We start from the raw sequence: 18,755 nt of genomic DNA, 5'->3' as shown, positions 1-18,755 counted from the left end.
CGTCGGTGCTGCCGCCCGGGTCAGTCCGCGGGACCGATCGCCAGCATCGCGATGTCGTCGTGGCGGTGCCCGGCACACCACGTGTCGATCTCCCGAAGCACGCGGTCGACGAGCGTCGCCGGGGGCAGCCCGGCGCCGGCCGCCAGCGTCCGGCGTAGCCGCCGCTCGCCGAAGACCTCCGCGCCGTGCGGGCCGCCCCGGGCATCGGCGACCCCGTCGGTGCGGGTGAAGAGCAGTTCGCCGGGGCCCAGCCGAAGGTCGGCGGCGGCGAACCGGGCACCGGGCAACGCACCGACCGGCATTCCGCCCACCTGAAGTGCGGCCACCGTTCCGTCGGCACGCACCACGAGGGGTGCCGGATGCCCGCCCCCGGCGATCCGCAACCGCAGTTCGCCCTCGGGTCCGACGCGCAGGGCGCCCAGCAGCAGGGTGGTGAACTGTCCGCGCCGGTTCGTGTCCGGCAGGTCGAGCAGTGCCCGGTCGAGCAGCCGGAGCAGTTCCTGCGGTTGCCGTTCGACCAGTCGTAGGGTCTTCAACGACTGGCGTACCCGGCCGGTGAGCACGGCCGCACCCACGCCCTTGCCGCAGACGTCGCCGACGGCGAACAGCGCACCGTCGCCGGTCGGCAGGACGTCGTAGAAGTCGCCACCGATGCGCAGTCCGTCCCCGGCCGCGCGGTAGCCCCCGGCCAGGCGCACGCCGGCCACCGTGGGCAGCCGCGGCGGCAGCAGGCTGTGCTGGAGAACCCGGGCGAGGTGGCTCTGTTCGTCGTGCAGTTGCGCGGTGGCCAGGGCGGCACCGGCTCGGGCGGCGAACTCCCGGACCAGCTCGACGTCGCGGCGGTCGAAGCCGGCCCGCCCCGATCGGCGGAGCAGCACCAGGGCGCCGGCCGTCCGACCGGCGCCGGGGATCGGGCTGACCAGCAGGGCGCTCGGGTCGAGCTCCGCCGGGACCAACTGGTCGATTCCCTCCCGTGCGATGGCCGGCCAGGGTCGTGGGTCGGCGGGCTCGCCGTCGAGGGCCTCGACGAGTCCGGGTACGGCAGTGACCACGTCCCAGCCGACCGTTCCGCTGGCCGGCGCGCTGTGGTCAACGGTCTGCCGGACCCAGTGCGGCCGATGCTCGGTGGGTGTCGGTGGCAGGTACACCACCAAGGCCAGGTCGGCCAGGTAGGGCACGGGCAGGGTGGCCACGGCGTGCAGCGCCTGGTCACCCTCCAGTGCCAGGCCGAGCTGACGGCCGGCGTCGGCCAGGAACCGGGTACGCCGGCGCTCGGCGAGCAGCTCCGTCTCGCGGGCGTGCTCGTCGGTGACGTCCCGCACGTACCAGGCGGACCGGTTACCACCGAGCGTGCGGCGGACCCCGCGCAGTCGCCGACCGAGGTGCTCGGCATCGAAGTCGTCCGCACCGGTGGCGGTTGCGGCCGCCAGGGCCGCGAGCGGACAACCGGTCAGGTCGGTGCCGACGACGATCTCCGGCAGCAACTCTCCGGCCATCGCGTTCACCAGCACGACCAGCCCGGCGTCGTCGGTGGTCAGCACCGCCTCACCGAGCCCGTCGAGGAGCTCACGGGCGAGGTCGGCGTCCACGGGTGACGTGGGGCGCGGCGCCTCGGCGGCGGTGCGCTCCGACCGGTCTTCGCCGGCCACGCCGGCGATGGGGCCGGGTCGGGTGCTGGTCATCGGCGGACGCCCGGCTCCAGGCACTGTCGACCAGTACGCATACCGGTGGTGCACTCCTCGGGGGGTCACGGTTGGTTGCCTGCGAACAAGCGTACCGAGCCGTTGCCGAGGTGCCCCGGTCGAGCGCGTCAGAGCCGGGCCAGCCAGCCGCCGGGGCGAGCGATGATTCGACGTACCACCGAGCCGGCCGCTCCCACCGCCGCGGCGGTGGCGCCCAGGGTGGCCGGTCGGACGGTGACCGGCGACCACGCCGCGGTGAGCACCCGGCGTTCGATCTCGGCGAGTACGGGCGGCCGGAGCCAGCCGGTGAGCGGGGCATAGCCACCGCCGAGCACCACCGTGTCGAGGTCCAGCAGGTTGACCACGCTCGCCACGGTGACCCCGATCGCCGTACCGGCCTCGGCCAGGGCGCGCAGCACGGCGGGATGCTCGGCGACGGCGAGCTGGGTCAGCCGGGTCGAGGCCCGGTCGGCGGGCAGGTCCGCGCCGGCCAGGCCGGCGGCGGACAGGATCGCCTCCTGCCCGGCGTAGAGCTCCAGACAGCCCCGGCCGCCGCAGCGGCAGGGTGGCCCGTCCGGGCGGACCGGGATGTGCCCGATCTCGCCGCTCCAACCACGGGTCCCCCGGAACAGCGCGCCGTCGAGGACGATGCCCGCACCGATGCCGACCTCGCCGGAGATGTGCAGGAAGCTGCCCGGCGCGGCACCGGCATGCAGCTCGCCCAACGCGGCGAGGTTGGCCTCGTTGTCCACCACCAGGGGCGGCACCCCGTCGACCCGCTCGGTCAGTGGGGGATGGTCGGCCAGCAGTTCCGGCACCGGCACGTCCCGCCAGCCCAGGTTCGGCGCGAGGCGGACCCGCCCGGCGTCGTCGACCAGGCCGGGCACCCCCAGGGCGGCACCGGCCAGGGTCAAACCGTGGGCCTCGGCGTCGACGCGGGCCCGGCGGGCCAGCTCGGCGAGCTGGCCGAGAGCCTCGGCCGGTGACACGGGTCGCAGGTCGGCCCGGTGCACGGTGTGGTGCCAGACCTGACCGGAGAGGTCGACGACGCACGCGGCGAGGTAGTCGACGTTGATCTCCAGGCCGAGACCGGCCGGACCGTCGCCGGCCAGCATCAGACCGCGCGCCGGACGACCGGCACCGGCCCGTGGCGTCGGATCCGCCTCGGTGACGAGCCGGCCGGCGACGAGGTCCTCCACCACGGCCGACACGGTGGCCCGGGTGAGGCCGGTGTCGGCGGCCAGCGCCGCCCGCGACGGGGGGCGACGGGCGGCGGCGATGCGGCCGAGCACGAGGGCGAGATTCAGCTCACGCAGGCTGCCCTGCCGCACCGCGCCGGCCGGGGCTGCGGGTGAGGTCACCCCTTGACACTGCCACACCGCAGTCATTTAATTCAACCACTGAACAAATAGCGGATGACACCACCGGAGGTCTGCCATGGCACCCCGTCCCACCCCTGCCGACAAGTTCTCCTTCGGGCTCTGGACGGTCGGCTGGCAGGGCCGCGACCCGTTCGGCCACGCCACCCGAGCCGCGTTGGATCCGGTGGAGTCGGTGCACCGGCTCGCCGAGCTGGGCGCGTACGGCGTCACCTTCCACGACGACGACCTGGTGCCGTTCGGCGCGGACGCCGCCACCCGGGACGCCCAGATCGCCCGGTTCCGCAAGGCGCTCGACGAGACCGGCCTGGTGGTACCGATGGTCACCACCGACCTGTTCCAGCAGCCGGTCTTCAAGGACGGTGGCTTCACCAGCAACGACCGCGACGTCCGGCGGTACGCGTTGCGCAAGGTGCTGCGCAACATCGATCTCGCCGCCGAGCTGGGCGCGAAGACCTTCGTCATGTGGGGCGGCCGGGAGGGCGGCGAGTACGACGTCGCCAAGGACGTCCAGGCCGCGCTGGAGCGCTACCGCGAGGCGGTGGACCTGCTCTGCCAGTACGTCATCGACCGCGGCTACGACCTGCGCTTCGCGCTGGAGCCCAAGCCGAACGAGCCGCGCGGTGACATCCTGCTGCCCACCGTCGGGCACGCCCTGGCGTTCATCTCCACCCTCGCCCACCCGGAGCGGGTCGGCCTGAACCCGGAGGTCGGCCACGAGCAGATGGCCGGGCTGAACTTCGTCCACGGCATCGCCCAGGCGCTCTGGCAGGGCAAGCTGTTCCACATCGACCTCAACGGTCAGCGTGGCGTCAAGTACGACCAGGACCTGGTCTTCGGTCACGGCGACCTGCTCAACGCCTTCGCCCTGGTCGACCTGCTGGAGCACGGCGGCACGGCCGGCGGCCCCGGCTACGACGGCCCCCGCCACTTCGACTACAAGCCCTCGCGCACCGAGGACGTCGACGGTGTCTGGGCCTCGGCCGCCGCCAACATGAGCACCTACCTGCTGCTCAAGGAGCGGGCCGCGGCGTTCCGGGCCGACCCGGAGGTGGCCGAGGCGCTGGCCGCCAGCAAGGTCGCCGAGCTGGGCGTGCCGACCCTCGGCGAGGGCGAGGGCTACACCGAGCTGCTCGCCGACACCAGCGCGTTCGAGGAGTTCGACGTCGACGCGGTGGCCGCCAGGGGCTTCGGTTTCGTCCGGCTGAACCAGCTCGCCGTCGAGCACCTGCTCGGCGCGCGCTGAGGCGGTCGGCATGCCGCTCGTCGCCGGGGTGGACTCCTCCACCCAGTCCTGCAAGGTGGTCGTCCGGGACGCGGAGACCGGTGCCCTGGTCCGGCAGGGCCGGGCACCGCACCCGGACGGCACCGAGGTCGACCCGTCGGCCTGGTGGTCGGCCCTCCGGACGGCGATCGACGCCGCCGGCGGGCTGGCCGACGTCGCCTCGGTCTCCGTGGCCGTCCTGGCCTTCCGGCTGCTGCGCCACCTGCCGTCGGTGATCCGGCCGGCGCTGCTGTGGAACGACACCCGGTCGGCCGGTGCGGCGGCCGAGCTGATCCAGGAGGCGGGCGAGGGGGAGGCCGGCCGCCGGTTCTGGGCCGACGCGGTGGGCAGCGTGCCGGTGGCCAGCTTCACCGTCACCAAGCTGCGCTGGCTGGCCCGCAACGAGCCCGCGAACGCCGACCGGGTGGCGGCGGTCTGCCTGCCGCACGACTGGTTGACCTGGCGGCTGGCCGGTGCTCCCGGGCTGGACGCGCTGCGTACCGACCGCAGCGACGCCAGCGGCACCGGCTACTGGTCCCCGGCCACCGGCGAGTACCGGCCGGACCTGCTGGAACGGGCGCTCGGCCGGGCGGTGCGGGTGCCCACGGTGCTCGGCCCCGCCGAGACCGCCGGCCGGTTGGCTCCGGCGGCGTTGTCCGGTGCCGTTTCGCCGCCGACCCGAACGCGGCGCTGCTCGGGCCGGGCGCGGGCGACAACGCCGCCGCCGGCTTCGGCGTCGGTGCCCGCCCGGGCGACGTGGTGGTGTCGATCGGTACCTCCGGCACGGTCTTCAGCGTCGCGGACGCCCCGGCGGCCGATCCGAGCGGCATCGTCGCCGGCTTCGCCGACGTGACCGGCCGGTTCCTGCCGCTGGTCTGCACGCTGAACGCGGCCCGGGTGCTGGACGCCGCGGCCGCGATGCTGCGGGTCAGTCTGGACGAGCTGGCCGACCTGGCGCTGTCCGCGCCGCCCGGCGCGGACGGGCTGGTCATGGTTCCGTACCTGGAGGGAGAACGGACCCCGAACCGGCCGGACGCCACCGGTGCGGTGCACGGCTGACCCTGCGCACCTCGACCCCGGCGCACCTGGCCCGGGCCGCCGTGGAGGGATGCTCTGCGCCCTCGCCGACGGGCTCGACGCGCTCGCCGCCCACGGCGCGACAGTACGTCGGGTGATCCTGGTCGGCGGCGGTGCCCGCTCGGCGGCGGTGCGTCGCATCGCGGCGCAGGTCTTCGGCTGCCCGGTGGTGGTCCCACCGCCCGGCGAGTACGTCGCCGACGGTGCCGCCCGGCAGGCCGCGTGGTTGGCCCTGGGCACGGGGGAGCCGCCGTCCTGGACACCGTCCGGCACGCAGGAGTACGCCGCTGAACCGGTGCCCGGCATCCGGGAGCGCTACGCGCAGGCCCGGGAACGCCATCTGGACCGGTTGTCCCAGGGCTGACCACGCCCGCTCCCGGGTCGGGTGGCCCGCACGTGACGAGGAGCCACCCGATCCGGGACCGAGCACGATCTCGGCCGCGCCGCGAGGTGACCCGGTGATCGGCTCGTTATCCCGCCCTGGTTGGCTGCCCGCATGACCTCGACCAGACGCGGACCCGTGCGGGGGTGGGGCAGCAGTGCGCCGCGCCGGCTCTACAGCGTCGTGGTCTTCGTGCTGCTCGCCTCGCTGGACAACGTGGCGATCGGTCTGGTGCCGCCGCTGTACGGCGCGATCGCCGACTCCTTCGAGGTGCCGCAACGGCTGCTCGGCCTGGTCACCGCGATCAGCTTCCTGATCAGCGCGGTGGCGGCGGTGGGTTGGGCGTACTTCGGAGACCGGACCAACCGCAAACCGTTGCTCATGATCGGCACGCTGCTCTGGGCGGCCGGGTTGGGCGGCAGCGCACTGGCCGGCAACTACCCCACCTTCCTGGCCGCGCAACTGCTCGCCGCGGTGGGTCTCGGTGCGGTCGGGTCGGTCGGTTACTCGGTGGTCACCGATCTCATCACGCCGCGCCGTCGAGGCCTGGTGATGAGTTTCTGGGGGCTCTCCCAGGGGGTCGGCACCCTGGCCGGCACCCTCGTCGGCGGGCTGCTCGGCGCGACCGACTGGCGTCGGCCGTTCCTGGTGCTCACCGTGGTCGGGTTGGCCGCCACGGCGGCCTACCTGTTCACCTACGACATCCGGCGCGGTCAGAGCGAGCCGGCACTTGCCGCCGCGCTCGCCGCCGGCGACGACTACGACTACCGGATCAGCCGGACCGACCTGCCCGTCATCCTGGGCCGACGGACCAACCGTTGGCTCATCCTCCAGGGCCTCACCGCGCAGGCCGCCTTCGGATCGCTGGTCTGGCTGCCGGTGCTCTTCCGCGAGCGGGCCGAGGACCAGGGCTACACCGCGGCGACCGCCATCGTGGTGGGCAGCGTCTTCGCCACGCTGTTCCAACTCGGTGGGGTCTTCTCCATCGTCGGCGGGTTGATCGGCGACGCGCTGCAACGGCGTACGCCCTCGGGCCGGGCGATGGTCGCCTCCGTCGGCATCTTCGCGGCGCTTCCGTTCTACCTGGTGTTGTTCTTCGTACCGATGCGCATCGACGTGCCCGACGGGGCCGGCACCGGCGCGATCGTCGGTGCGGTGCTGGCCAGCGTGGTGAGCGAACCGACGGTCGGGCTCAGCCTGCTCGCCGCGGTGCTGGCCCTGGCGCTCACGTCGGCGAACTCGCCGAACTGGTTCGCGCTGATCGCCGACGTCAACCCGCCGGAGAACCGGGGCACCGTCTACAGCCTCGGCAACCTGGTCAACGGGGTGGGGCGGGCGGCCGGCAACGGCCTGGTCGGGGTGGCGTTCCACGGGCTGCGGGTGGCCTTCCCGCCGCCGCTGAACTACGCCGTCGGGCTGGCCGCCTTCCAGCTCTTCTTCATCCCCACCGGCGTCATGTACTGGCTCGCCGCCCGCACCTCACCCAAGGACATCGCCGACGTCCGACAGCTGCTGCACGCCCGCGGCCGAAAGGATCCTGGTGCGGAACCGCCCGCGTAGGGCAGTTCCGCACCACGCTCTCGCCTAGACCTCGACCCAGACGGTCACGTCGGTGGGCACGGAACCGTCCTCGTTCAGCGGGCCGCTGCTGTGCACCACCTCGCCCTCGGGCACCGGGGCGGCGGCGGCCCCGAAGTTGGTGAACACCACCAGGTCACCGTTGCGGAAGGACAGCACCTCGTCGCCGGAAGCGAGCCACTCCAGGGTGCCCCGACCGAGTCCGTACGCGCGGCGCAGCCGCAACGCCTCCCGGTACAGCTCGTACGTCGAGCCGGGCACCCCGCGCTGACGGTCCAGCGCGTACTCGGCCCAGACCGGCGGCTGCGGCAGCCAGCTCGCGTCGGTCGGCCCGAAGCCGTACGAGGGCGCGTCGGCCTCCCACGGGATCGGCACCCGGCACCCGTCGCGGCCCCGCTGGGTGTGCCCGCTGCGCTCCCAGGTCGGGTCCTGCCGCGCCGCGTCGGGCAGGGTGGTGTGCTCCGGCAACCCGAGCTCCTCACCCTGGTAGAGGTAGGCCGAGCCGGGCAGGGCCAGCATCAGCAGGGTGGCCGCCCGGGCTCGCCGCAGCCCGGTGGCGGCGTCCGGCTGCTCGTCGCCGACACCGATGCCGTTGCGTCGGGGCTTACCGATCGGCAGCCCGAGCCGGGACGCGTGGCGTACCACGTCATGGTTGGAGAGCACCCAGGTGGTGGGCGCGCCGACCGAATCGGTGGCCTCCAGCGATCGGGTGATCACCGCGTACTGGGCGGGAGCCGTCCACGCGGCGAGCAGGTACTCGAAGTTGAACGCCTGGTGCATCTCGTCGGGGCGTACGTAGCGGACCAGCCGCTCCGCCGGCTCCACCCACGCCTCGGCCACCAGGATCCGCTCGCCGGGGTAACCGTCCAGCAGCCGCCGCCACTCACGGTAGACCTCGTGCACGCCGTCCTGGTCCCACATCGGCGGGCGGGGCTTGTCCGCCTCCTGCCCGGATAGGATCTCCTGCGGCTCCTGCCAGTCGGCCAGGTCGGCCTGCTTGATCAGACCGTGCGCCACGTCCACCCGGAAGCCGTCGACGCCACGGTCCAGCCAGAACCGCAGCACGTCCAGGAACTCGGCGGGGACCTCGGGATTGTCCCAGTTGAGATCGGGCTGCGCGGTGTCGAACAGGTGCAGGTACCACTGGCCGTCGGGCACCCGGGTCCAGGCCGGGCCGCCGAAGACGCTCTGCCAGTCGTTGGGCGGCTCGGCACCGCCCGGTCCGCGGCCCTCGCGGAAGATGTACCGCTCCCGCTCGGCGCTGCCCGGACCGGCGGCCAGGGCGGCCTGGAACCAGGCGTGCGCCGCGGAGGTGTGATTGGGCACCAGGTCGACGATGACCCGCAACCCGTTGGCGTGGGCCTTCGCGATCAGGTCGTCGGCGTCGGCGAGCGTGCCGAACAGCGGCTCGACGTCCCGGTAGTCGGCCACGTCGTAGCCGGCGTCGGCCTGCGGGGACGGATAGAAGGGGGAGAGCCAGACGGCGTCGACGCCCAACTCCGCCAGATGGCCGAGGCGGGCGGTGATCCCGGGCAGGTCGCCGATGCCGTCGCCATCCGAGTCGGCGAACGAGCGGGGATAGATCTGGTAGATCACCGCCTCCGTCCACCAGCCGGTCGCGGGGTTCTGGTGCGTCGCGTCGTGGTTCAGAGCGTGCTCCCATGGTCGAGCCGTCCGGGCCCGGTCGGCCCCGACGGCGTGCTGGCTGTCGTTCAGTTTGCCCGGGCGGGCGCGGTCGAATCACGTACGACCAGCCGAGTGTCCAGGATCACCGACGAATCGGGTTTGCTCACGTCGGCGTCGAGGGCTCGTCCGCAGAGGGGGTCGAGCAGCAGTTGAGCGGCCAACCGACCCTGCTCCACCGCAGGTTGGGCGATGGTGCTCAACCCCAGCACCCCGGAGAGGGCGTGGTCGTCGATGCCGATCACGCTGACGTCCTGAGGCACCCGCAGACCGGCGTCGCGCAGCGCGGTAAGCGCGCCCATCGCCATCTCGTCGCAGGCGGCGAAGATGGCCGTCGGTGGGTCGCCCCGGCGGAGCAGTTCCTCGGTGGCCCGGGTGCCGCCGGCGATGTCGAAACTCGACTCCACGTCGAGGCTCGGGTCCGGCTGCAACCCGGCCGCGCGCAACGCCTCCTGATGCCCCCGGCGCCGGTCGAGATGAGCGCTGAAGGCGAGTTCGTCGTCGGGGTCACCGGAGATGTGCGCGATCCGGCGGTGCCCCAGATCCAGCAGGTGCCGGGTGGCGGTCCGCGCCGCCGCCACGTCGTCGATCCGCACGCAGGGCCAGCCCGGCACGGTGGTACCGGAGCTGATGGTGACGCCGGGCAGGTCGAGCGCGGCCAGGGCGGTCACGTCGGTGGCCCGCAGCGGGGTGGCGACCAGCATGATCGCGTCCACCCGCTTGTGCAGGTGGGTGGCGTACAGGACGCGCTGCCGGTTCTGCTCCCGCCCACCCAGGTTGTACAGCAGCAGGTCGTATCCGGCCCGGTGGAAGAAGTCCTCGGCCGCCTCGACGACCACCCCGAAGAACCACCGGGTGATCCGGGGAACCACCACCGCGACGGTGCCGGTCCGGCCACCGGCCAGCCGTGAGGCGCTCGGCGACACGGCGTACTGCAACTGCTCGGCGGCGGCGAGCACCCGGCTGCGGGTCGCCGCCGACACCGTCGGCAGCCCGCGCAACGCGCGGGAGACGGTGGCCGTGGAGACGCCGGCCAGCCGGGCGACATCGTCGATCTTCGTCACGTGACACCCCGCTCACGTCCCGCCTGGTGCCGCCGCCGATGGCGACGGCACCACGGCGGATCAACCCTTGACGCTGCCGGCGAGCAGCCCACGAACGAAGTAGCGCTGCAACGACAGGAACACGATCAGCGGTACGACGATCGAGACGAACGCTCCGGCGGTCAACCGTTGCCACTCGTTGCCACGGGTGCCCGCCAGTTCGGCGAGGCGGACGGTGAGTGGCGCGGTGCCCTCGCCGCCGCCGGCGAAGATGAGCGCCACCAGCAGGTCGTTCCAGACCCAGAGGAACTGGAAGATGCCGAACGCGGCAAGCGCCGGGGCAACCAGGGGTAGCACGATGGTGCGGAAGATCCTGGGGTGGGTGGCCCCGTCGACCCGGGCCGCCTCCATCAGATCCTTCGGCAGTTGCGAGATGAAGTTGTGCAGCAGGAACACGGCGAAGGGCAGCGCGAAGCAGGTGTGCGCGAACCACACCTGGGCGAAGTTCTGCGCGCCGTCGAGGTTCCAGGCGGGCAGCAGGGTGACGCCGCCCAGGCTGACTCCGCGGGAGAAGAAGCTCAGCAGCGGCACCAGGGCCATCTGCAGCGGCACGATCTGGAGCGCGAAGATGCCGATGTACAACCAGTCCCGGCCCCGGAAGTTGATCCACGCGAGTGCGTACGCGGCCAGCGCCGCGAACGCGAGCGGGAACAGCACCGACGGCACGGTGATCACCAGCGAGTTGATGAAGTAACTGGCGAGCCTGCCCGAGGAGGCGGACTGCCCGAACAGCACGTCCTGGTAGTTCTGGAGCGTGAACTGCGGATCGCGGAAAAAGGTCCACCAGCCGGTGGTCTTGAGCTGATCCTCCGGCCGGAACGAGGAGACGAACAGACCGAAGGTCGGGATCGTCCAGACGATCGCGATGACGATCGCGCACACGGTCGCGATTCGGGTATTGAGCCGCTTGCGTACCCGGGACACCCGGGTGGACCGCTTGTCCACGGCCTGGGTGCCGGCGGCGACCGGGGGAGTGGTGGTGGTCATCTCAGCCCTCCCGCCGCTGCTGACGCAGGTTGCGGATCTGGAAGATCACGATTGGGATCACGAGCACGAAGAGGAAGACCGCCAGTGCGGAGCCCTGCCCGTTCTGGCCGTACCGGAACGCCTGGTTGTACATCTCGTTCGCGATCACGCTGGTGTCGTAGTTGCCGTTGGTCGAGGTGCGGACGATGTCGAAGACCTTCAGTGTGGCGATCGAGATGGTGACCACCACCACGATCAGTGCGGGCCGGATGCTGGGCAGCGTGACCTGCCAGAACATCTGCCAGGGATTCACCCCGTCCAGGCGGGCCGCCTCGACGATGTCGGCCGGGATGGACTTGATCGCCGCGGAGAGCACCACCATCGCGAAACCGGCCTGGATCCACACCATGATCACGATGAGCAGCAGCGTGTTCAGCGGCGAGTCGAGCAACCACTGCCGGGGTTCGGCGCCGAGGCTGACCATGATCTGGTTGAGCAGACCGATCTGCTCCTCTCCCTGCCCCCGGTAGGCGTAAACGAACCGCCAGATGATGCTGGCGCCGACGAACGAGATGGCCATCGGCATGAAGATCAGCGATTTCGCCACCACCTCCAGCCGGGCCCGGTCGACCAGGACGGCGTAGAGCAGGCCGATCGAGGTGGCGACGAGCGGAACGAGGGTCACCCAGACCAGGGTGTTGAGCAGCACCCGCACGATCGAGTCGTCGGCGAACATCCAGCGGTAGTTGTCCAGACCGACGAAGTTCTGGCTGCCGCCGTCCATGAAGGACAGCAGGGTGGTCCGGAGCGCCGGGACGACCAGGCCGATCAGCAGCAGCACCACCGTCGGTAAGAGGAAGAACGTGGCGAACAGCCCCTCGCGGGACCTGGGCCGCCCGGGCGGCGGTGCCCCGTTGGCGGTGGCGGCCACGAACCGCGCCTCGCGTCGCCGCGCGAAGAAGGCCGGCACCGCGTCGAGCAGCACCAGCAGTCCGCCGATCACCACCGCGAAGGCGACCAGCCCCCACAGCAGCATGATCAGTTTGGGTGCCTGCTCGGCAAAGTCGAACTCCATCAACCCTCCCCGGGTCCTCATAAGAGCCGGTGGGCCGGTCCGCCCAGGCGGACCGGCCCACCGCCGGAATTACTTCCAGCTGCTCTCGATGCCCTGCAGGACGTTGGCGGTGTTCCCGCCGTTGATCCACTCGACCATGCCCTTCCAGAAGGTCCCGGCACCGACGGCGGCGGGCATCAGGTCGGAACCGTCGAACCGGAAGACCGTGCTGTCGTCCTGGAGGAGCTCCACCGACAGCTTGTCGATCGGGTTGGCCACGTTGGCCAGGTCGAGCTTGTTGTTCGCGGACACCCAGTCGCCGATCTTCGCGCGGCTGTTGGCGTGCTCGCCGGAGGCGAGGTACGTCTGCACCGCCTGCACCTCGGGACGGTCGGCGAAGGCCGTCACGAATTCGCCGCCGCCGAGTACCGGCTTACCCTTGGCCGGGTCGATGGCCGGGAAGTAGAACGCGAAGACGTCGCCGTCCTCGGCGACCTTGGTGCCCTCCGGCCACTGGTTGGCGTAGAACGACGCCTGCCGGTGCAGCGCGCACTTACCCTGAGTGATCGGCAAGCCACCGTCCTGGAAGGCCGTGGTGGCGATACTGCGTACGCCGCCGAATCCACCGTTGACGTACTTCTCGTTCTTCAGGATGGTGCCGGCGCGGTCCACCGCTTCGGCGACCCGGGGGTCGTTGAACGGGATCTGGTGGGTCGTCCACTGGTCGTAGACCTCGGGGGTCTGCGTACGGAGCATCAGGTCTTCGATCCAGTCAGTGGCCGGCCAGCCGGTGGCGTCACCGGACTCGATGCCGGCGCACCACGGCTTGATGCCGCTGTCCGCGATCGTGTCGCTGAGCTTGATCAGGTCGTCCCAGGTGGTCGGGACGGACCAGCCCTTCTCCTGGAACATGGCCGGCGAGTACCAGACGAACGACTTCACGTTCGAGCCGAGCGGTGCGGCGTAGAAGGTGCCGTTGACGGTGCTGTACTTCAGCCAGTCGGCCGGGTAGTTGGCCTCGGCCATCGCCTTGGTCTCGGCGCTGGCCGCCTTGATCTGGCCCTGCTCAGCGAACCGCTGCAGCAGACCGGGCTGGGGGATGAAGGCCAGGTCGGGGGCGTTGCCGCCGTCGACCCGGACGGGGAGTTGCGCCTCGAACTCGGCGTTACCCGTGTGGTCGATGTCGATGCCGGTGCAGTCCTCGAACTGCTTCCACGATTCCGCGAGGCGTTCGGCCTCGATCTCCCGGATGGACGAGTAGATCGTCACCTTCTTGCCCTCGTGGCCCTGGTAGTTCTCGTACGGGGCGCACTCCGCGGAACCGGCGTTGCTGCTGCCGCCGTCATTGCTGCTGCTTCCGGTGCCGCAGGCGGTGGCGCTGAGCGCCAGCCCCAGGACGCCGGTGATCGCGAAAGCCTGGCGCAGTCTGGCAGACGCCATGCTGTTCTCCTTCCTTGCCGGCGCTTTCGGAGAGCCGTACATGCGCCGGTCCGATAGGTCGTCCCCACATGTAAGCGTTTGCATTCGCTCGGGTCCACCCCCTTACCGGACACGGCGCGGTAACAATCCGGCAATGTTCACCGAGCTCGGCGGCGGTTTGCCCGCCAATGGCCGTCGGGTCGACGGTCCGTCCCGGTTGCCGCGACCGACCGTGGCGGGCCGCCTCGAGCGGGTCACGGCTCGGCCCTGGCGAGTTCCGGCTCCCGGCCCTGTTCCGTGGTCTCCCGTACGGCGGAGGCGGTCACCGCTCCCTCCCGGCGGAGGAACAGCGAGGCGACGGCCGCACCGAGCGCCAGCACAGCGGCGGCGCCGAAGCCGGCGCGTACCCCGTCCACCGTGACCGAGGTGGCCACGCCGCCGCTCTCCGCGGCGGAGCTGCCGATCGCGACGGCGGCTGCCATCGCGGCCAGGGCGATCGTGTTCGACACCTGCTGGGTGGTGTTGTAGAGACCCGACGCGAGCCCGCTGTCGTCGCCGACATCCTCGACGGCGGCCCCGGTCACCGGGATGTACGCGATCGGAGCGCCCGCACCGGTGATGGCGAAGGCCGGCAGCACGGTGCCGAGCAGGCTGCTGTCCGGGCCGACGGTCAGGAAAAGTAACAGGCCGGTCGCCTGCAGGGCGAAGCCGAGCGCGGCGGTGCGCCGGCGACCGAGCCACCCCAACAGGCGTGCCGCGACCGGACTGAACACGGTGACCGGCAGCGCGAGGGCCAGATACGTCAGACCGGTCTCCCACGGTGTCAGACCGCGGATTGCCTGCAGGTACTGGGTGGCGATGAACATCATCGCGCCAAGTCCGACCGGCAGCCCTGCGGCGGCGATGTTGGCACGAACGATTCCCGGCACCCGCAGCAGGCGTAGCGAGACGAGCGGGTGAGCGGTACGACTCTCGATCGCGGCGAAGATGGCGAGTAGCAGGATCCCGACAGCCAGCGGCACGACGAACCCCGCCGCGCCGCCGAGAATGGTCGGCGCGCCACGCAGCATCGGTTCGAGCTGGGTCAGCGCGAGGATCAGTGCCGCCAGGCCGCCGGTGACGGTCGCCGCGCCGGGCAGGTCCAGGTGGCGCTGGGCCCGGGGGAGCTTGCTCTCCTCAAGACTGCGCAGCGCCAGCAGACCACCGATCACTGCGGCGGGTACGTTGATCAGGATGACCCAGCGCCAGCCCCAGGCGCCCGCGACCAGCCCGCCCAGCAGCGCACCGGAGGGAATACCGATCGAGCCCGCGGCGGCCCAGACGCCGAGCGCCCGGTCCCGCGCCCGGCCGCTCGGAAACGCCACAGTCAGCAGCGACAGCCCGGCGGGGGTCATCGCCGCCGCGCCGAGACCCTGGATCGCCCGGCTGGCGATCAGCATCCAGGCGCTGTCGGCCAGCCCGCCGAGCAGCGCGCCGACCCCGAACAGCGCGTAGCCGATCAGCAGGAGCAGGCGGCGTCCGTACAGGTCGGCGATCCGGCCGGCCAGCAGCATGCAGCCGGCGAAGACCAGGACGTACCCGGTGACCACCCAGCCCAGGTCGGCCTGGGAGAACCCGAGTTCGCGCTGGATGTCGGGGAGGATCACGGTGACGAGGAGACCGTCGAGCATGACGAGGAAGTCGGTCACGGCCAGAGCGACGAGCGCCGCGACGCCAGCGCTCCTCGCGGTGGTTTCCGGCTGCATGGCAAGGAACCTCCGTAACAGATCAGTGTGCGAGCGGCAGGGCAGCGTCGGTGGCGGCGGCCAACCGGCGGGCGTCCGCCAAGGTGCGGGCGATGGCGATGTACTCAACGGTTCCGGTGCTTGCGACGGCCTCGGCGGCGAAGACGATCCCCTCGGTCCGCCCGTGGTCGAACAGCAGGCCGGCGTCCGCCAGTGCCCGCAGGGCTTCGCTGAACGACGACACGCGTACCCGGTTGCGGGTGACCAGGGCATGGGTGCGGGCGTATCGAGGTCCCAGCAGGGCGCGGCACAGCACGTCGATGTGCGTGCAGCCGCCCATCCGCCCGTTGATCTCGCTGAGCATGACGTCCCCGCCTGCGGTCAGCAGGGAATCCACGTTGAGGTACCCGTAGAACCCCCGCTCGCCGGCGGCTCGGGCGATCTGCGCGCACTGGGCGACCATCATGGCGGAGTCCACGTCGCTGACGGTGCCGCCGTGCAGCTCCAGGCCGACGAAGACCGGTGCCATCCGCATCTCGCCGAAGTTCAGCAGATCCGGTGCCCGTCCCGGACCGTGGACGAAGAACTCGCAGCACAGCGGGCGGGCGTCGGGAAAGTAGGACTCCACCACCACCCGGGTGTTGAGACCGATGGCGACCGAGGGCCAGAGTCGTGCCGCGACGGCCGGCAGGTCGGCATCGTCGTCCACCCGTAGGGTGCTGCGGGAGCCGGCGAAGTCACGACGCTCGCTCCGGGTGACCACGGTGTTGCCGACGCCGCCCAGGTTTATGTCCTGCTTGATGATCACGTGGCCAGTGGCTGGAAGCAGCTCGACCATGGCGTCGGCCAGCTCGGCGGGGTTGGCGGCGATTCGGCCGGGGGCCAGCGGTGCGCCGGAGGCCGCGGCGATCTCCCGGAACACCACCTTGCTGTTCAGTGACTCCGCCCCACCGGAGCGCAGGTAGCCCGCGGTGGCGGGCAGACGCAGGCCGAGCGTGTCCGCGAGGGTGATCGCGGGCCGGTCGAGGAAGAACGCGACCAGGTCCCAGCCCTGCACCGACCCGACGCGGCGCTCGATTTGGCGTCGTACGTCACCGTCGTTGAGCGCTTGGTGCGACCAGATCAGCCCATCGTTGCCGCCGGCGGGAACGATGACCTGCTTGTCGCTGACGCTGCGACCGAGCAGGGCGTTGGTGTAGGCCAGGAAAGCCGGTGACGGCTGCTGCGGCAGCACGATCAGGTCCTCCTCGGTGACCATGACCAGCAACCGTTCCGCGGCCATCGCGCTGTACCGGTAGTCCTCCTCGTCACGCGGGCTGCCGCTCATCGCCAGCCCGTCGACGTTGGCGAGAATCAGCTTGGGCATCGGTCCTCCTGTTGGTACTAGCGGTGGTTGACGACGGCTTCGGCGGAGAGGAGTTCGTGCAGGATCTCGGCGAGAACGTCGAGACCGTCGATGCTCAGCACCGACTCGGGGTGGAATTGCAGGGACTGGAAACGGGCGGCGCGGAGGCTGTGGATCTCTCCGGTTCGCGGATCGAAGCTCGCCTCCACCGGCCCGTACTCTTCGTCCGGCTGCGACGTGGTGGCCAGGGCGGCGAAGGTGTTGTAGAAGCCAACCCGGCGTGGCCGTCCGAACAACTCGATGGTGGCCTGACGGCCCTGGTTCGGCGCTGATTTGCGAATCAGCGCGTAGCCGAGCAGATCAGCGAGTACCTGATGGCCCAGGCAGATGGAGACGAACCGGCGTTCGGTGGACAGCAGCTGGGCGGTGAGTGAGCGGAGGCGAGCGATCTTCGGGTTGTCGTACTGACGCGGGTCGCCCGGCCCGGGACCGACAACCACCAGATCGGCCGCGTCGAACTCGACCGGCCGATGCCACGGCACCACTGTCACCTGCGGGCCGAGCGATCGGAACTGCTGGGCGAGCATCGTGGTGAACTGGTCCTCAGCGTCGATCACCAGGATCCGCCGGTCGGTGAGCCGTCCGGACTCTGGGTGGCGCCGGTCCGGATCGTCCAGCCAGAAGCGGGCGAGGCGCCGATTGCGGCGGCGCAGCGCCCGGCGCACATGCGGAATGTCACTCAGCTCGGGTGCCGTCCGGGCGGGGGCGGGGCGGGGCGTACGGGCGGAGCCCTGGAGCGCATCCAGCAGGGCGGCGATCTTGGCGTGGGTCTCGGCTACCTCGGCGTGCGGATCGGAGTGCCGGACGAGTGTGGCACCGACCCCGATTGACAACTCGCCGCCCGGGTTCAGATGCATCGTCCGAATCATGATCGCCGAGTCGAGCGTCTGCCGTCCGGCACCGTCGAGCCCGATCAGTGCCAGGACCCCGCTGTAGTAGCCCCGACCGGTCGACTCGTGTCGACTGATGACCCGGAACGCGCTCTCCACCGGGCTGCCGGTGACCGTCGGCGCGAACATCGTTTCCCGCAGCAGGTCCCGTACGTCGAGGCCGCTCCGTCCGGCCAGCAGGTACTCGGTATGCGCGATCCGGGCCATCTGCTTGAGGTAGGGCCCGATGACCCGACCCCCGCGGTCACAGATGCGGGCCATCATCTTCAGTTCCTCGTCGACCACCATGAACAGCTCGTCGACTTCCTTCTCGTCGGCGAGGAAACGCAGCACCTCGTCCGGGCTTGGTCCGGTCGATCCGAACCGGTAGGTGCCGCTGATCGGGTTCATGGTCACCTGTCCGTCGACCACGCCCACGTGCTGTTCCGGGCTGGCGCCGACGAAGGTGTGCCCGCCCGCGCGGACCAGGAACGTCCAGTAGGCGCCGTGCTCGGCGGAGAGCAGCCTGCGAAACACGCTGAGCGCCGTGTCGATCGAAGCGTCCGACAGGAGGGCACGGAACGTCCGGCGGATGACGAAGTTCGCCCCCTCGCCGCGGCCGATCTCGTCCCGGACGACGCGGCGGATGGTCTCGGCGTATTCGTCGTCGCCGTCATCGAAGCCGCCGTCGGTCAACCCGACCGGAGCGTCGGGCAACTGGCGCAGCAGCTCCGACCGGCTCGTCATCCCGGTTGCCCGCACGTTCAGCACGAGCAGCGGGCTCCCGTCGTCCCGGCAGTCGTAGCCCTGCTCGTGCGCCTGCCGGAAGGGCACCACCACCAGCGAATGGATCCCCGCCTGGTCGGCCTCGGTCGGCGCGGGTAGCTCGGCCAGCCGCTCGATCCGGCCTACTGTGCCCGCCAGGAGTTCGACCTGGTCGCCGTTGGCCTGGGGACGGTACAGCAGTGCAAAGTCCTCGTACTGCCCTGCGCGGAGCGCCGGCAGATCGACGGTGGGTGTCTCTCGCACAGCGGTTGCCTCCTCTCGTCATCGGTGTCCCATGACAGGTTGTCCGGCGCAGACCGGGCCGTCCCTACGCGATCGGGTAGCGCCGGCGGCGGGAGGCCGTGGCGGGGCCCGGACGTGTCTACCCACGGGGGTAGGTGACGG

General features: G+C 71.3%; 12 protein-coding genes and 1 pseudogene. 3 read left to right on the top strand and 10 right to left on the bottom strand.

The window, feature by feature from the left end:
- Window positions 1-20: 20 nt before the first annotated feature.
- Both ENC19_RS13800 and ENC19_RS13795 read right to left on the bottom strand, forming a co-directional pair.
- On the bottom strand, window positions 21-1,682 hold the full coding sequence (locus tag ENC19_RS13800; RefSeq protein WP_208020896.1) for a PP2C family protein-serine/threonine phosphatase: 1,662 nt from the start codon (window positions 1,680-1,682) through the stop codon (window positions 21-23).
- A 128-nt stretch (window positions 1,683-1,810) separates the two neighbouring features.
- Window positions 1,811-3,070 (bottom strand): ROK family protein, encoded by a 1,260-nt coding sequence (locus tag ENC19_RS13795; protein WP_164447595.1) that lies wholly within the window; start codon window positions 3,068-3,070, stop codon window positions 1,811-1,813.
- 49 nt (window positions 3,071-3,119) lie between these two features.
- Here ENC19_RS13795 and xylA point away from each other — a divergent pair, with 49 nt between their 5' ends.
- From xylA to ENC19_RS13780, 3 genes and pseudogenes are all read left to right on the top strand, one after another.
- On the top strand, window positions 3,120-4,307 hold the full coding sequence (gene xylA, locus ENC19_RS13790; protein ID WP_164447594.1) for a xylose isomerase: 1,188 nt from the start codon (window positions 3,120-3,122) through the stop codon (window positions 4,305-4,307).
- Window positions 4,308-4,317: 10 nt separating this feature from the next.
- A pseudogene (locus ENC19_RS13785) lies at window positions 4,318-5,766 on the top strand (xylulokinase).
- Between the two features lie 132 nt (window positions 5,767-5,898).
- Complete coding sequence (locus tag ENC19_RS13780; RefSeq protein ID WP_164447593.1) at window positions 5,899-7,344, top strand: MFS transporter; 1,446 nt, start codon at window positions 5,899-5,901, stop codon at window positions 7,342-7,344.
- 24 nt (window positions 7,345-7,368) lie between these two features.
- Here the strand turns inward: ENC19_RS13780 and ENC19_RS13775 are convergent, their stop codons facing one another.
- The 8 genes from ENC19_RS13775 to ENC19_RS13740 form a co-directional block, all read right to left on the bottom strand.
- Entirely contained in the window at window positions 7,369-9,012 is a 1,644-nt protein-coding gene (locus tag ENC19_RS13775; RefSeq protein ID WP_164447913.1) for a glycoside hydrolase family 13 protein, read from the bottom strand.
- A 62-nt stretch (window positions 9,013-9,074) separates the two neighbouring features.
- On the bottom strand, window positions 9,075-10,109 hold the full coding sequence (locus tag ENC19_RS13770; protein WP_164447592.1) for a LacI family DNA-binding transcriptional regulator: 1,035 nt from the start codon (window positions 10,107-10,109) through the stop codon (window positions 9,075-9,077).
- Between the two features lie 60 nt (window positions 10,110-10,169).
- Window positions 10,170-11,135, bottom strand: a complete 966-nt coding sequence (locus tag ENC19_RS13765; protein ID WP_164447591.1) for a carbohydrate ABC transporter permease — start codon at window positions 11,133-11,135, stop codon at window positions 10,170-10,172.
- A gap of 1 nt (window position 11,136) precedes the next feature.
- Complete coding sequence (locus ENC19_RS13760) at window positions 11,137-12,189, bottom strand: carbohydrate ABC transporter permease (RefSeq protein ID WP_164447590.1); 1,053 nt, start codon at window positions 12,187-12,189, stop codon at window positions 11,137-11,139.
- 69 nt (window positions 12,190-12,258) lie between these two features.
- Window positions 12,259-13,608 carry an ABC transporter substrate-binding protein gene (locus ENC19_RS13755; protein WP_164447589.1) on the bottom strand — a complete coding sequence of 450 codons (1,350 nt, stop codon included), beginning with the start codon at window positions 13,606-13,608 and terminating at the stop codon, window positions 12,259-12,261.
- 233 nt (window positions 13,609-13,841) lie between these two features.
- Entirely contained in the window at window positions 13,842-15,332 is a 1,491-nt protein-coding gene (locus ENC19_RS13750; protein ID WP_164447588.1) for an MFS transporter, read from the bottom strand.
- A 22-nt stretch (window positions 15,333-15,354) separates the two neighbouring features.
- Window positions 15,355-16,677 (bottom strand): preATP grasp domain-containing protein, encoded by a 1,323-nt coding sequence (locus ENC19_RS13745; RefSeq protein WP_164447587.1) that lies wholly within the window; start codon window positions 16,675-16,677, stop codon window positions 15,355-15,357.
- A gap of 17 nt (window positions 16,678-16,694) precedes the next feature.
- Window positions 16,695-18,614: an anthranilate synthase family protein gene (locus ENC19_RS13740; protein WP_164447586.1), complete on the bottom strand. Its 1,920-nt coding sequence runs from the start codon at window positions 18,612-18,614 to the stop codon at window positions 16,695-16,697.
- Window positions 18,615-18,755 lie beyond the last annotated feature (141 nt).

The organism is Verrucosispora sioxanthis, assembly GCF_010560025.1.
Classification (GTDB): domain Bacteria; phylum Actinomycetota; class Actinomycetes; order Mycobacteriales; family Micromonosporaceae; genus Micromonospora; species Micromonospora palythoicola.
The sequence above is the reverse complement of the archived record's forward strand: the minus strand, read 5'-3'. Positions and strand labels throughout refer to the sequence as shown.

What these genes read in the sequence shown, in the direction of transcription:
- ENC19_RS13800 (WP_208020896.1), bottom strand. Translation starts at nt 1,682, where the DNA reads ATGACCAGCACCCGACCCGGCCCCATCGCCGGCGTGGCCGGCGAAGAC.
- ENC19_RS13795 (WP_164447595.1), bottom strand. Translation starts at nt 3,070, where the DNA reads ATGACTGCGGTGTGGCAGTGTCAAGGGGTGACCTCACCCGCAGCCCCG.
- xylA (WP_164447594.1), top strand. Translation starts at nt 3,120, where the DNA reads ATGGCACCCCGTCCCACCCCTGCCGACAAGTTCTCCTTCGGGCTCTGG.
- ENC19_RS13780 (WP_164447593.1), top strand. Translation starts at nt 5,899, where the DNA reads ATGACCTCGACCAGACGCGGACCCGTGCGGGGGTGGGGCAGCAGTGCG.
- ENC19_RS13765 (WP_164447591.1), bottom strand. Translation starts at nt 11,135, where the DNA reads ATGACCACCACCACTCCCCCGGTCGCCGCCGGCACCCAGGCCGTGGAC.
- ENC19_RS13760 (WP_164447590.1), bottom strand. Translation starts at nt 12,189, where the DNA reads ATGGAGTTCGACTTTGCCGAGCAGGCACCCAAACTGATCATGCTGCTG.
- ENC19_RS13755 (WP_164447589.1), bottom strand. Translation starts at nt 13,608, where the DNA reads ATGGCGTCTGCCAGACTGCGCCAGGCTTTCGCGATCACCGGCGTCCTG.
- ENC19_RS13750 (WP_164447588.1), bottom strand. Translation starts at nt 15,332, where the DNA reads ATGCAGCCGGAAACCACCGCGAGGAGCGCTGGCGTCGCGGCGCTCGTC.
- ENC19_RS13745 (WP_164447587.1), bottom strand. Translation starts at nt 16,677, where the DNA reads ATGCCCAAGCTGATTCTCGCCAACGTCGACGGGCTGGCGATGAGCGGC.